The 16,760-nt window shown below is 63.0% G+C and carries 12 protein-coding genes and 2 pseudogenes; 6 read left to right on the top strand and 8 right to left on the bottom strand.

Annotated elements, in window-relative coordinates; translation table 11 throughout:
• Positions 1 to 2 precede the first annotated feature (2 nt).
• The 8 genes and pseudogenes from AC6I6U_RS09505 to AC6I6U_RS09470 form a co-directional block, all read right to left on the bottom strand.
• Positions 3 to 1,004: pseudogene (locus AC6I6U_RS09505) on the bottom strand (methyl-accepting chemotaxis protein); the annotation flags it as partial.
• Between the two features lie 306 nt (positions 1,005 to 1,310).
• A pseudogene (locus AC6I6U_RS09500) lies at positions 1,311 to 1,592 on the bottom strand (PAS domain-containing protein); the annotation flags it as partial.
• 120 nt (positions 1,593 to 1,712) lie between these two features.
• The gene (locus tag AC6I6U_RS09495) at positions 1,713 to 2,696 is read right to left on the bottom strand and encodes a fimbrial protein (RefSeq protein WP_497881696.1); all 984 of its coding nucleotides are present in this window, start codon (positions 2,694 to 2,696) and stop codon (positions 1,713 to 1,715) included.
• Complete coding sequence (locus AC6I6U_RS09490; RefSeq protein WP_497881695.1) at positions 2,689 to 3,468, bottom strand: fimbrial biogenesis chaperone; 780 nt, start codon at positions 3,466 to 3,468, stop codon at positions 2,689 to 2,691. Before AC6I6U_RS09490 ends, AC6I6U_RS09495 begins: the two co-directional genes overlap by 8 nt.
• Positions 3,465 to 5,927 (bottom strand): fimbria/pilus outer membrane usher protein, encoded by a 2,463-nt coding sequence (locus AC6I6U_RS09485; RefSeq protein ID WP_497883011.1) that lies wholly within the window; start codon positions 5,925 to 5,927, stop codon positions 3,465 to 3,467. Before AC6I6U_RS09485 ends, AC6I6U_RS09490 begins: the two co-directional genes overlap by 4 nt.
• Positions 5,928 to 6,141: 214 nt before the next feature.
• Positions 6,142 to 6,867 carry a fimbrial biogenesis chaperone gene (locus tag AC6I6U_RS09480; RefSeq protein ID WP_497881694.1) on the bottom strand — a complete coding sequence of 242 codons (726 nt, stop codon included), beginning with the start codon at positions 6,865 to 6,867 and terminating at the stop codon, positions 6,142 to 6,144.
• 58 nt (positions 6,868 to 6,925) lie between these two features.
• Positions 6,926 to 7,483 (bottom strand): fimbrial protein, encoded by a 558-nt coding sequence (locus tag AC6I6U_RS09475; protein ID WP_497881693.1) that lies wholly within the window; start codon positions 7,481 to 7,483, stop codon positions 6,926 to 6,928.
• 411 nt (positions 7,484 to 7,894) lie between these two features.
• On the bottom strand, positions 7,895 to 8,218 hold the full coding sequence (locus AC6I6U_RS09470; RefSeq protein ID WP_497881692.1) for a fimbrial protein: 324 nt from the start codon (positions 8,216 to 8,218) through the stop codon (positions 7,895 to 7,897).
• Positions 8,219 to 8,588: 370 nt separating this feature from the next.
• Between AC6I6U_RS09470 and AC6I6U_RS09465 the strand changes: the two genes are divergently transcribed.
• From AC6I6U_RS09465 to AC6I6U_RS09440, 6 genes are all read left to right on the top strand, one after another.
• Positions 8,589 to 9,746: an efflux RND transporter periplasmic adaptor subunit gene (locus AC6I6U_RS09465; RefSeq protein WP_497881691.1), complete on the top strand. Its 1,158-nt coding sequence runs from the start codon at positions 8,589 to 8,591 to the stop codon at positions 9,744 to 9,746.
• Positions 9,743 to 12,838: a multidrug efflux RND transporter permease subunit gene (locus AC6I6U_RS09460; RefSeq protein WP_497881690.1), complete on the top strand. Its 3,096-nt coding sequence runs from the start codon at positions 9,743 to 9,745 to the stop codon at positions 12,836 to 12,838. The genes AC6I6U_RS09465 and AC6I6U_RS09460 overlap by 4 nt, the downstream gene beginning before the upstream one ends.
• A 9-nt stretch (positions 12,839 to 12,847) precedes the next feature.
• Positions 12,848 to 13,528, top strand: coding sequence for a heavy metal response regulator transcription factor (locus tag AC6I6U_RS09455; protein ID WP_497881689.1), 681 nt, complete (start codon positions 12,848 to 12,850; stop codon positions 13,526 to 13,528).
• A complete protein-coding gene (locus AC6I6U_RS09450) occupies positions 13,518 to 14,882 on the top strand; it encodes a heavy metal sensor histidine kinase (RefSeq protein WP_497881688.1) in 1,365 nt (454 codons plus the stop codon). The genes AC6I6U_RS09455 and AC6I6U_RS09450 overlap by 11 nt, the downstream gene beginning before the upstream one ends.
• A gap of 131 nt (positions 14,883 to 15,013) precedes the next feature.
• Entirely contained in the window at positions 15,014 to 15,235 is a 222-nt protein-coding gene (locus AC6I6U_RS09445; protein WP_497881687.1) for a hypothetical protein, read from the top strand.
• A 159-nt stretch (positions 15,236 to 15,394) separates the two neighbouring features.
• Positions 15,395 to 16,717, top strand: coding sequence for an OprD family porin (locus AC6I6U_RS09440; protein ID WP_497881686.1), 1,323 nt, complete (start codon positions 15,395 to 15,397; stop codon positions 16,715 to 16,717).
• Positions 16,718 to 16,760 lie beyond the last annotated feature (43 nt).

The following is a 16,760-nucleotide window of genomic DNA, read 5'->3' as shown; positions in this document are numbered from 1 at the left end:
CCCTATACACGGCTGCTGCGCCCCCAGAATTCCTGCGCCAGCGAACGCAGGTCATCCGCCAGCCCGGCCACGTCGCCGGAATTGAGGTGGCTCTGGCGCCCCGCGCTGACCGTCACCTCGCAGGCATTGCGGATACTCATGATGTTGCGATTGATGTCTTCACTGACCGCGCTCTGCTCCTCCACCGCGGCGGCGATCTGCAGGCTCATTTCGGTGATACGGTTAACCCGCTCGTTGATCCCGCTCAGGGCCTGGGCCGCCTGCTGCACCTGTTGCACGCTGTCTTCGGCATGCTGGCTGCTCTGACGCATGACCAGCACCGCTTCCCGTGCGCCATCCTGCAGGTTGCTGATCATCCGCTGGATCTCGCTGGTCGACTGCTGGGTACGCTGGGCCAGCCCACGCACCTCGTCCGCCACCACCGCGAAACCACGACCCTGTTCGCCCGCGCGCGCGGCCTCGATGGCCGCATTCAGCGCCAGCAGGTTGGTCTGTTCGGCGATACCGCGAATCACCTCCAGCACACTGGATATCTCGATGCTGTGGTTCTCCAGGTGATGGATCACCTCGGTTGCCCGGGCCAGCTCCTCGGCCAGGCGCAACACCGAGCTGCGACTCTCGCCCACCAGTTGATGGCCGTCGCGCGTCTCGCTACCGGCCAGGTCGGCAGCCACCGAAGCCTGCTGGGCATTGCTCGCGACCTCGGCGACGCTGGCGGCCATCTCATGAATGGCCGCAGCGACCTGATCGGTTTCAGCCTGCTGGTCCAGTGTACTGCTGTGGCTGCTCTCGATATGTCGCACCAGCTCCTGGGCATGCCCGGACAACCGTTGCGAGGCATCGCCGATACGCCCGACCACCGAGCCGACCTGAGCCTCAAGCATGCGCAGGGCGAATTCGATCTGGCCGAACTCGTCGCTGCGCCCGGTATAGATGGCCTGGCTCAACGGATTGTCGGCCAGGCTGTGAGCGCGCTCGGTCAAGCGAGCGAAGGGGCGCAAGGCCCAGTGAATGGTCGCACAGCACAAGGCACTGCCCAGTACCCAAAGCCCCAGCTCAAGCCAAAGCGGCTGTGGCGAAAACCATTGCCCCAAGGCCAGGGCGGCGGCAAAGGCGAGGCTGGACTGCAGCATCAACCGGCGCGACAAATCGAGCTTGGGCAAACGCTGGCGCCACGTACGGCGGCCACTGCGCAATTGCTCATAGCAACGCTCGGCGGCCTCGATCTGTGCAGCGCCTGGTTGAGTCCGGACCGACTGATACTCAACGGTCTGGCCGTTCCTGCTCACCGGCGTGGCATAGGCGCTGACCCAGTAGTGATCGCCGTTCTTGCAACGGTTCTTCACCATGCCCATCCACGAACGGCCGCCCTTGATGGTCTGCCACATGTGGGCAAAAGCCTGCGGTGGCATGTCGGGATGACGCAACAGATTGTGCGGTGAGCCCAGCAACTCTTCCCGGCTGTAGCCGCTGATCCGGATGAAATCCGGATTGGCGTAGGTGATGGCGCCTTTCAGGTCAGTGGTCGAAAGGATGTTGGCGTCGCGGGCAACCTCGACGTTTCGGCCGGTAACCGGGAGATTGATCTTCATGGAAGGCGCGCTCGGATTATGGGGGTAGGAGTCGGCAGGGCGTCGACTCTAAGCGGACCAAGATCAAAAACACTGACCCAGATCAGCTTTAGGCGATAAGGCGAACGCGTTCGAAGACCATCATTTGTAGAACAGATCGACGACCACCTCGGCAGAGAACGGACCGGCCTTGGGACGGTCACTGTTCCACACCAGTTCGGCGTCGAAGCGGGCCGTGGCGGCCTGGGTACCACCCAGCAGTTCGGCCAGGTGAAAGGAGCGGTTGTAGGGGATCGGCGTACCGCCACCGGCCCTGGCAACACGGATCCCGACGCCATCGTTCCCCTTGGGGATCAGCAGGTCGCCGACCAGGCTGCCCGACACCGGCTTGAACCGTGCGTCCAGGCTGAAGGCGCTGTCGCAGGTACGACTGGTGTGCAAGGCAAACGGCCGCCGCTCGACCACCTGCCCGACCACTACGTTCTGGATCGCGACCTGTCCGAAGTCGACGGTTTCGGGGATCACTTGCAACTGCGCATCACAGGCGACGAAGCGCAGCCCGCCGAGGTTGTTGATCACATAGTTGAGCGAGTTGCCGTCATTGCCCGGTCCGCTGCCATCATCGAGCTGGAACACCCGGTAATCCTGCAGTTGGCTGGCCACTCCCGACGGTGGTGTCGGACCGAACTTCTCGATGAACAGCGAAAACCCCAGGTTGAAACGCAAGGGCGCACACGTCTCGACGCTGCTACAGGCCGGCATGCTGCGGCCGATGGCGATCCGACCATGCCCCTGGCGATGGTCGATACCCTCGTAGGTCAGCCCCAGGCGAATCCCCTGGCCGACCACCTGGCGAGCCGGGTTGAGGTGGAGGTAGATATCCTGCGCCGCCCCAGGCTGATCATTCCGGACGCACTCGACCGCCAGGTTGAGCGGCTCCGAACGCCAGGCCAGCGTGCCATTGGGAGCCGAGGCTGGAATCGCCACGCTGCTGCCGAGGTCAGCGCTGGCGACCACGGCAGCGCTGCCTTGCAGGGTACAGGTAAGGGCAAAACAACTGGCGGGGCTGAGCAAGCCGAGCGACAGCAGGCAACGCCGCCAGCTCATGCGAAAGAGGTTAGTCATGGACAGGTCCGTTCTGTGAAAGAGCAGCGTCGCCAACCAGCGACGCATTGAAGGGCGTGCCGAAATCGAAACGGGCACGGTAGGTTCGCTGGCCGCCGTAATCGGTCAGCGCGTTGAACCGCAACCAGGCCTGGCGCGCCACCATGGCGCGAGACGTCAGCAGCAATTCACGGCGACCACCCGGCGGCACCAGCAGGTCGTCGCCCAGCGGGTGATGACCCTGTTCGTCACCCAGTTCAAGGCCCAGCAGCGCTGCGTGGAAAACCGTCGGGTTCTCCACCTTGAGCCGGGATACCCCGCTGGCGTCGCGCTCCAATACCCAGCGCAGGCGTTGCGGAGTCTGCGCCGGATCGCCAGGCAGGCCAGGTGGCCGGAACAGCACGTTGATCCGCTGGCGGATGGCAATGCTCAGGCGCCCCTCGCCAGGAAGCGTACGGGGAATCTCCATCACATAAAGATGCAACAGCGACTCGCGACTGGCTGGCATGCCGCGCCCCTCGTAGAGCAATCGCAACACCTGCCGACCTTGTGGAGCCAGCCGTGAGATCGGCGGGGTCAACACGAACGGCAGATGGCCCGGGAGGGTTTCCTCATGAGCTTCCAGCCAGGCCTGCAACAGCACCTCCTGACGACCACGATTGCGCGCCTCGATACTCACGTCGCGAAATCGCCCATCGAACACCAGCCGCGTGCCGCCCAGGGATACGTTTGCCAATACCGGCGCGGCCGTGACCAGGCTCAACACCAGGCTCCACACACGCAGGCCATTCACCGGCAGATCTCCTTGAGCCGGTCATAGGTCAGTTGCGGGTCACGGGATGGCAGGCGGAACCGGAACTCGCAGCTCCCCCCCGACCACCTGACCTGCAACGCGCCCTGCTCCTGCTCGGTGAGTACCAGTGCCCGGCTGGTCGGGTCGACCACCGCAAGCACCTTGCCGGCCGCGTCCTGGACGCTGGCGCCAAACGGCAAGGTGCTGCCGTCGGCAAGAGTCAGCTCGAACTGCACCCGGCGCCCGGCGCTGGCGTTGAACATCGCGTGGGTCACCGAGCCACGCCGTGGCACCACTTGGGCAATGGCGTTATCCACCTCGATATCAGCCCCCAGCCGCCGGGTATCCAGGCCGATCCAGTTGGCACGATAAGGTTGGACATAAGGCACCACGGCAAAGCCGTTGCGCCCGGTCTCGACCCCACCGAAATTGTTGAAGTGCGCTCCGCGCACGCCCGGCACCTCGGCCAGCGTGAAGGTGTCGCCGAGGGATTGGCCGAGATTCACCCCGCCACCATGGACTACCAGCGAGCCACGTGCCCCCAGGCTCCAGCTGTTGAAATCCTGACCATGACTGTAGCCAGCCTCGAAACGACCGACCGACGTGGTGGCATTGACACTGGCAGAGCCGGCACGAGCACCGCTGCCGTCGTTACCGGCCAGCACCGAGTAAAAGGCATTCCGATCCAGCACGCGCCCGGTCAGGCCGGCCATCACGCTGGCATCGCCCTGGTGATCGCGCACCGCCGTCAGCGATGCACGGGTCGAACGTTCGTGCCGGCCCAACGGCAACGACAGCGTCAGGGTCAACTGGTGGTCGGTGGCGACCCGGCCGTCGAGGTCGCTTGAGCGGGTCCGGTCCAGGGACAGGCTGTAACTGAGATCACGCCAGTAGCCCCCATAGGTCGCGTTGAACTGCCGCGATTTGCCCGGCAGATTCCAGAAACGCTGCTCAAGCGCGGTAAAGCTGAAAGTCCCCGTGGCCAGGGGTTGGCTGACGGTGATGTCGAAACGATCACGGGCGCGGCCGATGCTGTTCCGCGCCAGGTGGCTGCGTTCCTCCACGTGTTGTTCGAAGCTGCGGTATTGCTCGCTGGAGTAGCGATAACCGGCGAGGGCGAAGGTGGTACGGCTGGCATTCAGGGTGTTGGCATAACGCAGGCGCAGGCTCTGGCCGCCCAGGTCGGTGCCGGCCTGGTGGCTGACCGAGTGGGTCAGGTCGGCCGACACCGCGCCGACACCAGTATTGACCCCGACGCCGAGGTTGCTGGCCTCGAAGGTGTCGGCCAGCTGCAACCCGCCGAACCCGGTCACCCGTTCGCTCAAGCCATAGATCAGCGTGGTGCTGGCAAATCCGGGGCTGCCTTGCTGGCTATCGTTACTGTCGTACTGGCCGGCCTCGACGCTGTAGCTGAAGCCTCCCTTGGGCAACATCAAGGGCAGCGAAGCGAATGCCTGGATGAAGGTACGCTGCCGGCCATCCGCTTCGATCACGGTTACCAGCAGGTCGCCGTTGGAACCGCTGGGATAGAAGTCACTGATCTCGAACGGCCCCGGCGGTACGTTAGAGCTGTACAACAGATAGCCACCCTGGCGAATCTCGACAGTGGCATTGCTCTCCGCCACACCCCGAATGGTAGGAGCGTAGATCCGTTCGCTGTCGGGCAGCATGCCGTCATCCGAGGCCACCTGGACGCCGCGAAAGCGCACGCTGTCGAATACCCGCGAGTCGGTGTAGGTCTCGCCCAGGGTCAGTTGGCCCTTCCAGGTGGTCAGGTCGCGCTGGGCGTAAGTCTGGTTGCTGGTGAAACGCGTCGCCTGCAAGTCGCCCTGAACCAGCGAGGACTCGTTGCGCAAGCGCCAGGCCCCGAGGTTCAGGCCATTGCGCAAGCCCAGGTAGTAGCTGTCGTTTTTCTGCCGCTCGAATTCGCGGCGATTGACGTTGAGGGAGTAACTGACGAAACCACTGTTGATGCCCTGGTCCCAAAGCTCGGGCGACAGGTAGCCACGAGCATCGCGACGCAGGGCAACCTGGGGCACGCTGAGGTTGAGTGCCAGGTTGTTGGGTTGATAATCGACACTGGCCCGATCCAGCTTGCCCAAGTCGACACAGTGCTCGGCCGCGGCATCCGCAGGCAGCCCGGCCAGGCTGGCCAGGCGCTCGGTATCCACCCCCAGGTCCCGCAGCAGGGCCAGGCTCAGGCACGGCTCCACACGCCCGCTCGCCTCGTCACGGCTGAAACGTACATCCCGGCGGGCACTGAGGACCCGGTTCAGGTAGATATCCACCCGGTAGATCCCCGGCAGCACGCTGTTGCCTTCCAGAAACGCGCGGATATCCGCCGGCTGCTCGCCGCCATGGATAAACGCGGTATTGAACCGGAGGCCCTCGCCGACCGGCTCGGAAAGCGCCAGTTGCGGAATCAGCAGGCACAACCCAAGGGGCAGTGGCAGGCGCATGGTGCGTTGCACGCTCGGCACCTGGGAGAATTCCAGGAGCTGCGTTTTCCCGGAACCCGATGACACCAGAACGTCCCTTGTTCTTCGATAAAGCCAGTCCATTTGCAACCTTCACTCAATGTCTCGAGGTATTTGTTAAAGGCGAACGCCTGCTCGCGCAGGCTCTTGCGAGGGTGCGGCAAACTTGGAAATGAAAGGGGCGCGCGACGGGACGCTAATCCTCGACCCACTGGGCCTGGCCGGTTTTCCAGTCGGAAAGCCGATAAGGCACGACGGCACCGTGGTCGTTGATACTTTTGAAGCTCAAGCGGGCCTGCTGTGGCAAGACCGCGACCGGCAGGGGGAACTCCTGCGCCTGTCCGGGGGCCAGTATCGAGTTCCGGCGCTGCAACAGCCGGGTCTCACCGCCGAACAGTTCGATATCCACCAGGGTGATATGGAACGGTCCGGGGTTGCTCGCCACCAGCACCCCCGGAGGTTTCAGGCGCCACCGCAACTGTCGGGCCGCCAGTTGCGGATCAGCCGTCAACTGGCGAGGGCGATAGAGCACCTTGATACGCTGACGAATGCCGATCTGCAGGACATTCTCCTGCTCGCTGGCTTGCGGTATTTCCTGGACATTCAGCCAGAACAGCGACTCCCGGTCGGTGGGCATTTCGGCCCCCGAATGAATGATCCGTACGGTTTGCCGGGCACCCCCGGCCAACGGCACCAGCGCCGGCACGACGGCAAATGGCAGGTCCGCTGCCGAGTCGTCGGATTCCAACCAGGACTGCAGCAGGATGGTGGACCTGTTGCGGTTGGTTACGCTGAGCACGGCTTCCTTGTCTTGCGCCGGATACACCAGCCGGGTGCTGTCGAGCACGATCCCGGCCTGAACCTGACCCGACGCCCACGCGACCAGCGCCATGCCGATCAGCGATCTCATCAACTTGCACATGTGGCGATCCATCTGTTCAGAAGAAACGGAGCCTTGCAGCTCCGTTCGGGACGCTCACTCAGTTGTAGGTGAGGACAAAAGGCACCGTGCCCGTCGCCGCGCCAGGCACGGTGGAAACACCGTTCCTCACGAATACCGCGCGCAGGGACAAGGTGCCGCTGGAACCGGTACCGCTGGGCTGGAGAATGCCATCGATGGTGTCGGCGGCGTCCTGGATGTTCAGGAAGTTATCGCTGTCGCGGCGGACCAGACCGATCCCGACGCCTTTGGCAGCGCCCGCGGTCGGCAGCAGGTAGGGGTCGCCCTGGTCGGCCTGGGCCGGACGGAACGACATGCTCACGGTACTTTCAGCAGCCGGTTGCAAACAGGTCACCAGCAGGTCGATATCCTTGGCCGTGCCCAGTCGTGACTCGGTACGGTTGCCGATGTCGGCAAAGGAAACCCGCCCGAGGTCGACCGGGATATTATCGGCCGAGCCGCCCCCGGAGGACACATCGCAACTGGTGTTGGTCAGTGCGCCGGTGAAGTTCAGCGTGCCACCGTTGGCCGCGTGGACGGAGCTCGCCACGCCGAGGGCTGAACCCAATAGAACCAACATCACGGAAATCTTTTTCATGCGAACACAATCCTTCGAGTTAATCGTTTGCACCCATCACTTGGGTGGCGGCCAATATAGTCGCGGATCATGAATTGAACTATCAGACCTGGTCTTATTCAGGGAGCCGATTCAGCCGGCTGACAAGACATCTGCCTCCGTCAGAAAAAAATGTCATTCAAGGGGCACGGAAAAATGGCCGGGAGCGTGTTTAAATTTACAATCCCGACTGATGAAAAACGTTCTCGATACCGCGCCCCTCGAATACAACCAAGACTTCCTCCGTAGCATTTTAATTATATCGATCAAACTGTTAAGCAAGCTGCCCTCGATTCCAGGAAAGCAAAGTCAACTTGCCGCCGGATATTTCCCAGAATATAACCTTCCTGTACACGACCATTAACGAAATCATGTTGCAATACACGTACAGGTCTACAGGTACGTGATGACCACGACCCCCTGCGAAGATGCCTTCTTGAGGCTCGAGGCCTCTTGCGGCAAGGGCTGGAAGCGTGCATTAAAAGGCAACATGCCATTACTGCAGGCATTATGCGCAGTATCAACCAGCACCATGACACCGGGTGCGACCCTGATACTTTCAGAGCCGCCATGATTATCCCGCGAGGAAGGTGTCACCTCACAGGCAGCCTCGACAACCTGGCCAGTAAATCGAATCTGCCCGGCATTGGCCGCCGCCGCACTGGAGCAAACACCCATCAACAACATGACACTCAATATCGATAGTGTGTATTTCATATCACTGACTCCCAAACAGGGGAAACCCCTTTTCAATTAAAGCCTACCCGAAAGCATTCCACTTAAAAAACAAGGAATATCCGTAGGATTTTTTATATTAAATTAAACAAATACCTTCATTCACCAACCCGCCCTGGCAAACATGTCTTTTAAAAACAACAGGCTAAAAGTCGAGATATATTTCGGGTTATCGCCCGCCCTACTTGTTTCTTGAGTACTGTCCTGGAATGTCCATGACAGGAGGACGCCGAGCCGTAGCTGACAACCGTGTCAGTTAGCTGTCACCGTGCTGACCGGATGGCAGGGTTATAAAGACGCTATTGTTCTGCCAGCATTGGCTTTCCTTCCACCTGTACCGGCGTTCGACACCATGCACATCCAGAAGAAAACCCTGTTGGGCCTTGCCGCGATCCTGCTGGCGGCCACCGGTGCAGCCTGGACCCTGACTCGCCCGGCGCCGGCTCGACATGCCGGCAACGTGCCGATTCCGGTCAAGGTCATCCCAGTGATGCAACAGGATGTGCCACGTTATGCCAGCGGCATCGGTACGGTGCTATCGCTGCACAGCGTGGTGATCCGCCCACAGATCGACGGCATCCTCACCCGCCTGCTGGTCAAGGAGGGGCAACTGGTCAAGGAAGGCGACCTGCTGGCGACCCTCGACGATCGCTCGATCCAGGCCAGCCTGTCCCAGGCCAAGGCACAACTGGCGCAGAGCCAGGCACAGTTGCAGGTGGCCGAGGTCGACCTCAAGCGCTACAAGTTGCTGACCGTCGACAACGGCATCTCGAAACAGACCTATGACCAGCAACAGGCGCTGGTCAACCAGCTCAAGGCCACCGCCCTGGGCAACCAGGCGGCGATCGCTGCGGCGCAGGTGCAACTGTCCTATACCCAGATCCATTCGCCGGTAAGTGGCAGGGTCGGTATCCGCGCCGTCGATGAAGGCAACTTCCTGCGCATGAGCGATGCCCAGGGCCTGTTCTCGGTCACCCAGATCGATCCGATCGCCGTAGAGTTTTCCCTGCCGCAACAAATGCTGCCGACCCTGCAAGGGCTGCTCGGTGCTGCCAGTCCAGCGGCGGTGAAGGCTTTCCTGGGCGACGAAGGCCACGGCGACAGCCTGCTCGGAGCCGGCCACCTGATGCTGATCGACAACCAGGTATCGGCCACCACCGGCACCATCAAGGCCAAGGCCGAGTTCAGCAACCCGAGTCAAAAGCTGTGGCCCGGCCAACTGGTCAACATCAAGATCCAGACCGCGCTCGACCGCGCAGCCCTGGTCGTACCACCGACCGTGGTGCAGCGCGGCCTGGACGGTTACTTCGTCTACCGGATCAAGGACAAGAACGTGGAAGTGGTGCCGGTGCAGGTGCCGTATCAGGATAGCGAACAGAACATCATCCAGGGCGTGCAGGCCGGCGACCAACTGGTCAGCGATGGCCAGTCGCGACTCAAGCCCGGCTCCATCGTCGAAATACTCGGCCCGCCCAAGCTGGCTGAACAGGTCGTGGAGCCCAAGCCATGATCAAGGACAGCCGTGGCGTCTCGGCCTGGTGCATCAATCACCCGGTGGCGACCATCCTGCTCACCTTCGCCCTGGTCCTGCTCGGGTTGATCGCTTTCCCGCGTCTGCCGCTGGCGCCCCTGCCGGAGGCCGAGTTCCCGACCATCCAGGTCTCGGCCCAGTTGCCCGGCGCCAGCCCGCAGACCATGGCGTCTTCGGTAGCGACGCCGCTGGAGGTGCAATTCAGCGCTATCCCCGGCGTGACCCAGATGACTTCCAGCAGCGCCCTGGGCACCACCACCCTGACCCTGCAGTTCACCCTGAGCAAGAGCATCGACACCGCCGCCCAGGAGGTCCAGGCGGCGATCAACACCGCGTCGGGCAAGCTGCCCAAGGACATGCCGACGCTGCCCACCTGGCGCAAGGTCAACCCGGCCGACAGCCCGGTGCTGATCCTCAGTGTCAGCTCAGCCCAGATGCCCGGCACCGAGCTGAGTGACTACGCCGAAACCCTGCTGGCCCGCCAACTCAGCCAGATCGATGGCGTCGGCCAGATCAACATCACCGGCCAGCAGCGCCCGGCCATTCGTGTCCAGGCGTCGGCGGACCGCCTGGCGGCCATTGGCCTGACCCTGGCGGACATCCGCCTGGCGATCCAGCAGACCAGCCTCAACCTGGCCAAGGGCGCGCTGTACGGCAAATCGAGCATCTCGACCCTGTCGACCAACGACCAACTGTTCCAGCCGGAGGAATACGGTGAGCTGATCGTCTCCTACAAGAACGGCGCACCGGTGCAGCTCAAGGACATCGCCCGCGTGGTGCGAGGTTCCGAGGACGCCTACGTACAGGCCTGGTCCGGCGACGTGCCGGGGGTGAACCTGGTGATCTCCCGCCAGCCGGGCGCAAACATCGTCGAGACCGTCGACCGGATCAAGGCCGCCCTGCCCGGCCTGGAAGCCATGCTGCCGGCCTCGGTACAGGTCAGGGAACTGATCGACCGCACCCAGACCATCCGCGCCTCGCTGCATGAAGTGGAAATGACCCTGCTGATCGCGATCCTGCTGGTGGTGGCGGTGATGGCGCTGTTCCTGCGCCAGCTGTCGGCGACCCTGATCGTCTCGGCGGTCCTCGGTGTGTCGCTGGTGGCCAGCTTTGCATTGATGTACGTGATGGGGTTCAGCCTGAACAACCTGACCCTGGTGGCGATTGTCATCGCCGTCGGCTTCGTGGTCGACGACGCGATCGTCGTCGTGGAAAACATCCACCGGCATCTGGAGGCCGGCGACGGCATGCGCGAAGCCGCGATCAAGGGTGCCGGGGAGATCGGCTTCACCGTGGTGTCCATCAGTTTCTCGCTGATCGCCGCGTTCATCCCGCTGCTGTTCATGGGCGGCGTGGTCGGCCGGTTGTTCAAGGAGTTCGCCCTCACCGCGACCTCGACCATCCTGATCTCGGTGGTGGTCTCGCTGACCCTCGCCCCGACCCTGGCCGCGCTGTTCATGCGTGCACCGGTGCATCACGAACACGCGAAGGCCACTTTCGGCGATCGACTGCTGGCATTGTATGAGCGCGGATTGCGCCGTGCCCTGGACCACCAGAAGTTGATGTTCGGGGCATTCTGCCTGACCCTGGGCCTGGCGGTCGTCGGCTACGTATTCATTCCCAAGGGCTTTTTCCCGGTCCAGGACACCGGCTTCGTACTGGGGACCACCGAAGCCGCCGCCGACGTGTCGTTCGACACCATGGTGGCCAAGCATAAGGCCCTGGCCGAAATCGTCGCCGCCGACCCTGCTGTGCAGGCTTTCTCCCATTCGGTAGGGGTTTCGGGTAGCAACCAGACCATCGCCAACGGCCGCTTCTGGATCGCCCTCAAGCCGCAGGACCAGCGCGACGTGTCCGCCAGCGCGTTCATCGATCGCATCCGGCCGAAGCTGATGCAGATTCCCGGTATCGTGCTCTACCTGCGCGCCGGCCAGGACATCAACCTCAGCTCCGGGCCGAGCCGGGCCCAGTACCAGTACGTGCTCAAGAGCAACGACGGCGACACACTCAACACCTGGACCCAGCGCCTGACGGAAAAGCTGCGGGCCAATCCGGCGTTCCGCGACCTCTCCAACGACCTGCAACTGGGCGGCAGCATCACCCACATCACCATCGATCGCCGCGCCGCCGCGCGTTTCGGGCTGACCGCCAGCGACGTCGACGAGGCCCTCTACGACGCCTTCGGCCAGCGGCAGGTCAACGAGTACCAGACCGAAACCAACCAGTACAACGTGATCCTCGAACTGGACGCTGCACAGCGCGGCAAGGCCGAGAGCCTGAACTACTTCTACCTGCGCTCGCCGCTGACCGGCGAGATGGTCCCGCTGTCGGCCCTGGCGCACTTCGACGTGCCCACCAGCGGGCCGCTGTCGATCGCCCATGACGGCATGTTCCCGGCGGCCAACCTGTCGTTCAACCTCAGCCCCGGCGTGGCCCTGGGCGATGCGGTGCTGCTGCTCAACCAGGCGAAGAACGAGATCGGCATGCCGGCCTCCATCAGCGGCAACTTCCAGGGCGCGGCCCAGGCCTTCCAGAGTTCCCTGGCCAGCCAGCCGTGGCTGATCCTCGCCGCGCTGGTGGCGGTGTACATCATCCTCGGCGTGCTCTACGAGAGCTTCGTGCACCCGCTGACGATCATTTCCACCCTGCCCTCGGCCGGTCTCGGTGCGCTGATCATGCTCTGGCTGCTGGGCCAGGACTTCTCGATCATGGCGCTGATCGGCCTGGTGCTGCTGATCGGTATCGTCAAGAAGAACGGCATCCTGATGATCGACTTCGCCCTTGAGGCCCAACGCGGTGGGCTGACGCCCCGGGAGGCGATCTACAAAGCCTGTATCACCCGTTTCCGGCCGATCATCATGACTACCCTGGCGGCCCTGCTCGGCGCCCTGCCGCTGATGCTCGGCCATGGCACCGGCGCCGAGCTGCGCCAGCCGCTGGGGATCGCCGTGGTCGGCGGCCTGCTGGTAAGCCAGGCGCTGACGCTGTTCACCACGCCCGTCATATACTTGTGGCTCGAGCGGCTTTTCCATCGGCCCCAACCGGCCTCCGCGCCGGCGATCACTCATTGAGGCTGGGTCATGCGTGTCCTGATTATCGAAGACGAAGAAAAAACCGCCGACTACCTGCATCGAGGCCTGACCGAGCAGGGTTATACCGTCGACCTCGCCCGTGACGGCGTCGGCGGCCTGCACCTGGCGCTGGAAAGCGATTACGCGGTGATCGTGCTCGACGTGATGCTGCCGGAGCTGGACGGCTTCGGCGTGCTCAAGGCCCTGCGCGCGCGCAAGCAGACGCCGGTGATCATGCTCACCGCCCGCGAGCGCGTCGAGGATCGTATTCGCGGCCTGCGCGACGGTGCCGACGATTACCTGGGCAAACCGTTTTCCTTTCTCGAACTGGTCGCCCGCCTGCAAGCGCTGACCCGACGCAGCGGCGGCGGTCACGAGCCGGTGCAGATCAGCGTCGCCGACCTGTGGGTCGACCTCATCAGCCGCAAGGCCAGTCGTGCCGGTCACCGCCTGGACCTGACCGCCAAGGAGTTCTCGCTGCTCAGTGTATTGGCCCGCCGCCAGGGCGAGATCCTGTCGAAGACGGCCATTGCCGAGATGGTCTGGGACATCAACTTCGACAGCGATGCCAACGTCGTCGAGGTGGCGATCAAGCGCCTGCGGGCCAAGCTCGACGGTCCCTTCGAACAAAAACTGCTGCATACCATTCGCGGCATGGGGTATGTGCTGGAGAGCCGCGGTGTCGACTAACTCGATCGCCTTGCGCTTGAGCGGAATGTTCAGTCTGGTGGCGCTGCTGGTGTTCCTGCTGATCGGTGGGGCCCTGTACCTGCAGGTGGAAAAAGGCCTGGGCCTGCTGCCTGAGGCCGAGCTGGACGCACGCTACAGCGTGCTCGAGTCCTCGATCAATCGTTTCGGCACCCCGGATCACTGGAGCAAGTTCAGCGCCAAGCTCAGGCAACTGGGCGAGGAGGACAAGCGCATCCGCTTCTGGGTGGTCAGCAGCGACCCCAACTATGAGTACGGCGCCCCCAGCGCACAGATCCGTGCCTTCGCCGCTGGTGCCAAGGGCACACGCGACCTGCAGTTGCCCGGGCACGCCTATCCGTTCAAGGTACTGCTCAACACCATGCCGGCCAAGGACCAGCGGCCACCCCTGCAATTCCTGATTGCCATCGACACCGAGACCTTTCGCCAGACCCAGCACCAGTTGCTGATCGCCCTGGTCAGCCTGGCGATCGTCGGTGTGCTGCTGGCTTCGGCGCTGGGCTACTGGGTGGCGAGGATTGGCCTCAAGCCGCTGATCAAGCTGTCGCAGGAGGCCGGCAAACTGGCTCCGCCACGCCTGACCGGACGCCTGCAACTGTCGCCGCTGCCGCCGGAACTGAGCCAGTTCGTCAACGCCTTCAACTCGACCCTGGAACGGGTCGAGCAAGCCTATTCGCGCCTGGAATCGTTCAACGCCGATGTCGCCCACGAACTGCGCTCGCCGCTGACCAACCTGATCGGCCAGACCCAGGTGGCGCTGACCCGCGGGCGCTCCGCCGAACATTACTTCGAGGTATTGCAATCGAACCTCGAGGAGCTGGAGCGCCTGCGTTCGATCATCAATGACATGTTGTTCCTCGCCAGCGCCGACCAGGGCAGCAAGGCCACCAAGCTGATCAGCACCTCGCTGGCGGCGGAGGTCGCGACGACCCTCGACTACCTGGATTTCATCCTCGAGGATGCCCAGGTCCGGGTCGATGTCAGCGGCGATGCGATGGTACGTATCGAGATCGCCCACCTGCGCCGGGCACTGATCAACCTGCTGAGCAACGCGGTGCAGCACACTGCGCCCGGCCAGGTAATCCGGGTACACATCGAACAGGACGACGAACAGGTGACGATTGCCATCTCCAACCCTGGCGAGACCATTGCCAGCGAGCACCTGTCACGGCTGTTCGAGCGTTTCTACCGGGTCGACGCCTCGCGCAGCAACAGCGGCGCCAACCACGGCCTGGGGCTGGCAATCGTCAAGGCGATCGCGCTGATGCATGGTGGCGATGTGTTCGTGCACAGCGGCGACGGCGTCAATACCTTCGGCATCCATCTCCCCGCCTGATTTCCCCCCCTGGGCTGGACTGTTGCCGGTAACGTAACAGTCCTTCAAGTGGAGCGGTCTTTTTCCACGCCCTCAAGCCCCTTATCCTTGCCGCACCAAACAGCACTTGCTCTGCAAGAAGGTTCTTTCAAATGTCCAGCTCCATGGGTATGGCCAGTATCTTTGTCCTGTCCGCCGTAATGTTGTCGCCTCTGGCACACGCCGAGGAGTCCCAGTCCTTCGTCGCGCAAAACGCTGCACGGGCCGCTGCGCGCCAGGAACGCACCGAAATGACCGCCAAGGCGCAGAATAGCATGCCAGAGCAGCACAGCTCGGCAAGCTCGGGTCAGTCGGACAGCGCCAAGGACAGCTGAGGCCTACTCGCAGACGATTTCCCTCACCATCAATCCACCCTTTCACCCGTGATTGATGGTTTCAAGAGCCGCTGACACAGCGGCTTTTTTTATTTTCGGTTTCACCCTGCGTTACATAACAAGAATCACCGTTTCATCGACCCAAGGAGCTCAACAGTCATGAAGACTGCCCTCTCACTCAGCCCGATCTTCATTGCCCTGGCTGCAACGATGTCGAATGCCGCAGAGGCTAGCGACACTCCGGCCGGCGACGGCTTCATCGAAGGCTCCAGCCTCAGGCTCGATACCCGCAACTACTACATGAACCGCGACCGCCGTGACGAGCATGTCGACGACAGCAGGGAATGGGGCCAAGGCTTCATCGGCATCTTCGAATCAGGCTACACCCCCGGTACCGTGGGTTTCGGCCTGGATGCCCATGCCATGCTCGGCCTCAAGCTCGACGGCGGTGGCGGCACCGATGGCTCCAGCATCCTGCCGGTGAGCGATGGCAACGGCAAGGCGCCGGGGTCCTTCTCCACCGTCGGTGGTACCCTCAAGCTGCGCGCCTTCGACACCGAACTCAAGGCCGGCGACCTGTTCCTCGCCAACCCGGTGATTGCCGGTGGCCGCACGCGCATGCTGGTCCAGACGTTCCGCGGTATCAGCCTGAGCAACCACAGCGTCGACGGGCTGCTGCTCGAAGGCGGCCAGGCCAGTTTCACCAAGCTCTACAACCAGAGCGGCCATCGCCGCATCGGCACGGCCTACGGCAGCCTGCCCGACGATCGCGACAGCAGGCACCTGGACTGGCTCGGCGCGTCCTGGAGCGGCACTCCAGGGCTGACCAGCAATCTCTACGCGGCCACGCTCAAGGACATCTGGCACCAGTACTATTATGACCTCGACTACACCTGGACACTGAGCGACCAGGTCAGTCTCACCCCCGGCCTGCATGTCTATCACACCCGGGACACCGGCCAGGCCCTGCTCGGGCACATCGACAACAACACCTACAGCCTGCACCTGGTCCTGGGTGTCGGCAGCCACAGCCTGACCGCCGCCTACCAACGGGTGAACGGCAACACGCCCTTCGACTACATAAACCAGGGCGATAGCGTCTACCTTGACAATTCCCTGCAGTATTCCGACTTCAACGGACCTGGCGAGCGTTCCTGGAAACTCAAGTACGCCTACGACTTCGCCGGCCTCGGCGTGCCGGGCCTGACCTCGTCGATCTCCTACTCCCGCGGTACCCTGGACCTGAGTCGCGCCGACCAGGACAGCCGCAGCTATGGCAACTGGTACAGCGCCGAAGGGACAAACGCCCGGCACTGGGAGCGCGACCTGGACGTGCAATACGTGGTGCAGGACGGCCGCGCCAAGGACCTCGCGATACGCCTGCAATGGGCGACCAACCGTGGCAGCGGCGGCTATTCGGCGGTGGATCGGGACGTCGATGAATACCGGGTCATCGTCGACTACCCGGTGAATATCTTCTAGCATTCGTAAAAAAGGCCAGCCTCGGATGCTGGCCTTTTTGTCG

Source organism: Pseudomonas sp. UTLPPB19802, assembly GCF_059730225.1.
This window is presented reverse-complemented; position numbering and strand designations above follow the sequence as displayed.

Bases quoted from the DNA above. Each gene is read 5' to 3' on its own strand.
- AC6I6U_RS09495 (WP_497881696.1), bottom strand. From the start codon at position 2,696: ATGACTAACCTCTTTCGCATGAGCTGGCGGCGTTGCCTGCTGTCGCTC.
- AC6I6U_RS09485 (WP_497883011.1), bottom strand. From the start codon at position 5,927: ATGCGCCTGCCACTGCCCCTTGGGTTGTGCCTGCTGATTCCGCAACTG.
- AC6I6U_RS09480 (WP_497881694.1), bottom strand. From the start codon at position 6,867: ATGTGCAAGTTGATGAGATCGCTGATCGGCATGGCGCTGGTCGCGTGG.
- AC6I6U_RS09475 (WP_497881693.1), bottom strand. From the start codon at position 7,483: ATGAAAAAGATTTCCGTGATGTTGGTTCTATTGGGTTCAGCCCTCGGC.
- AC6I6U_RS09470 (WP_497881692.1), bottom strand. From the start codon at position 8,218: ATGAAATACACACTATCGATATTGAGTGTCATGTTGTTGATGGGTGTT.
- AC6I6U_RS09465 (WP_497881691.1), top strand. From the start codon at position 8,589: ATGCACATCCAGAAGAAAACCCTGTTGGGCCTTGCCGCGATCCTGCTG.
- AC6I6U_RS09460 (WP_497881690.1), top strand. From the start codon at position 9,743: ATGATCAAGGACAGCCGTGGCGTCTCGGCCTGGTGCATCAATCACCCG.
- AC6I6U_RS09455 (WP_497881689.1), top strand. From the start codon at position 12,848: ATGCGTGTCCTGATTATCGAAGACGAAGAAAAAACCGCCGACTACCTG.
- AC6I6U_RS09445 (WP_497881687.1), top strand. From the start codon at position 15,014: ATGTCCAGCTCCATGGGTATGGCCAGTATCTTTGTCCTGTCCGCCGTA.
- AC6I6U_RS09440 (WP_497881686.1), top strand. From the start codon at position 15,395: ATGAAGACTGCCCTCTCACTCAGCCCGATCTTCATTGCCCTGGCTGCA.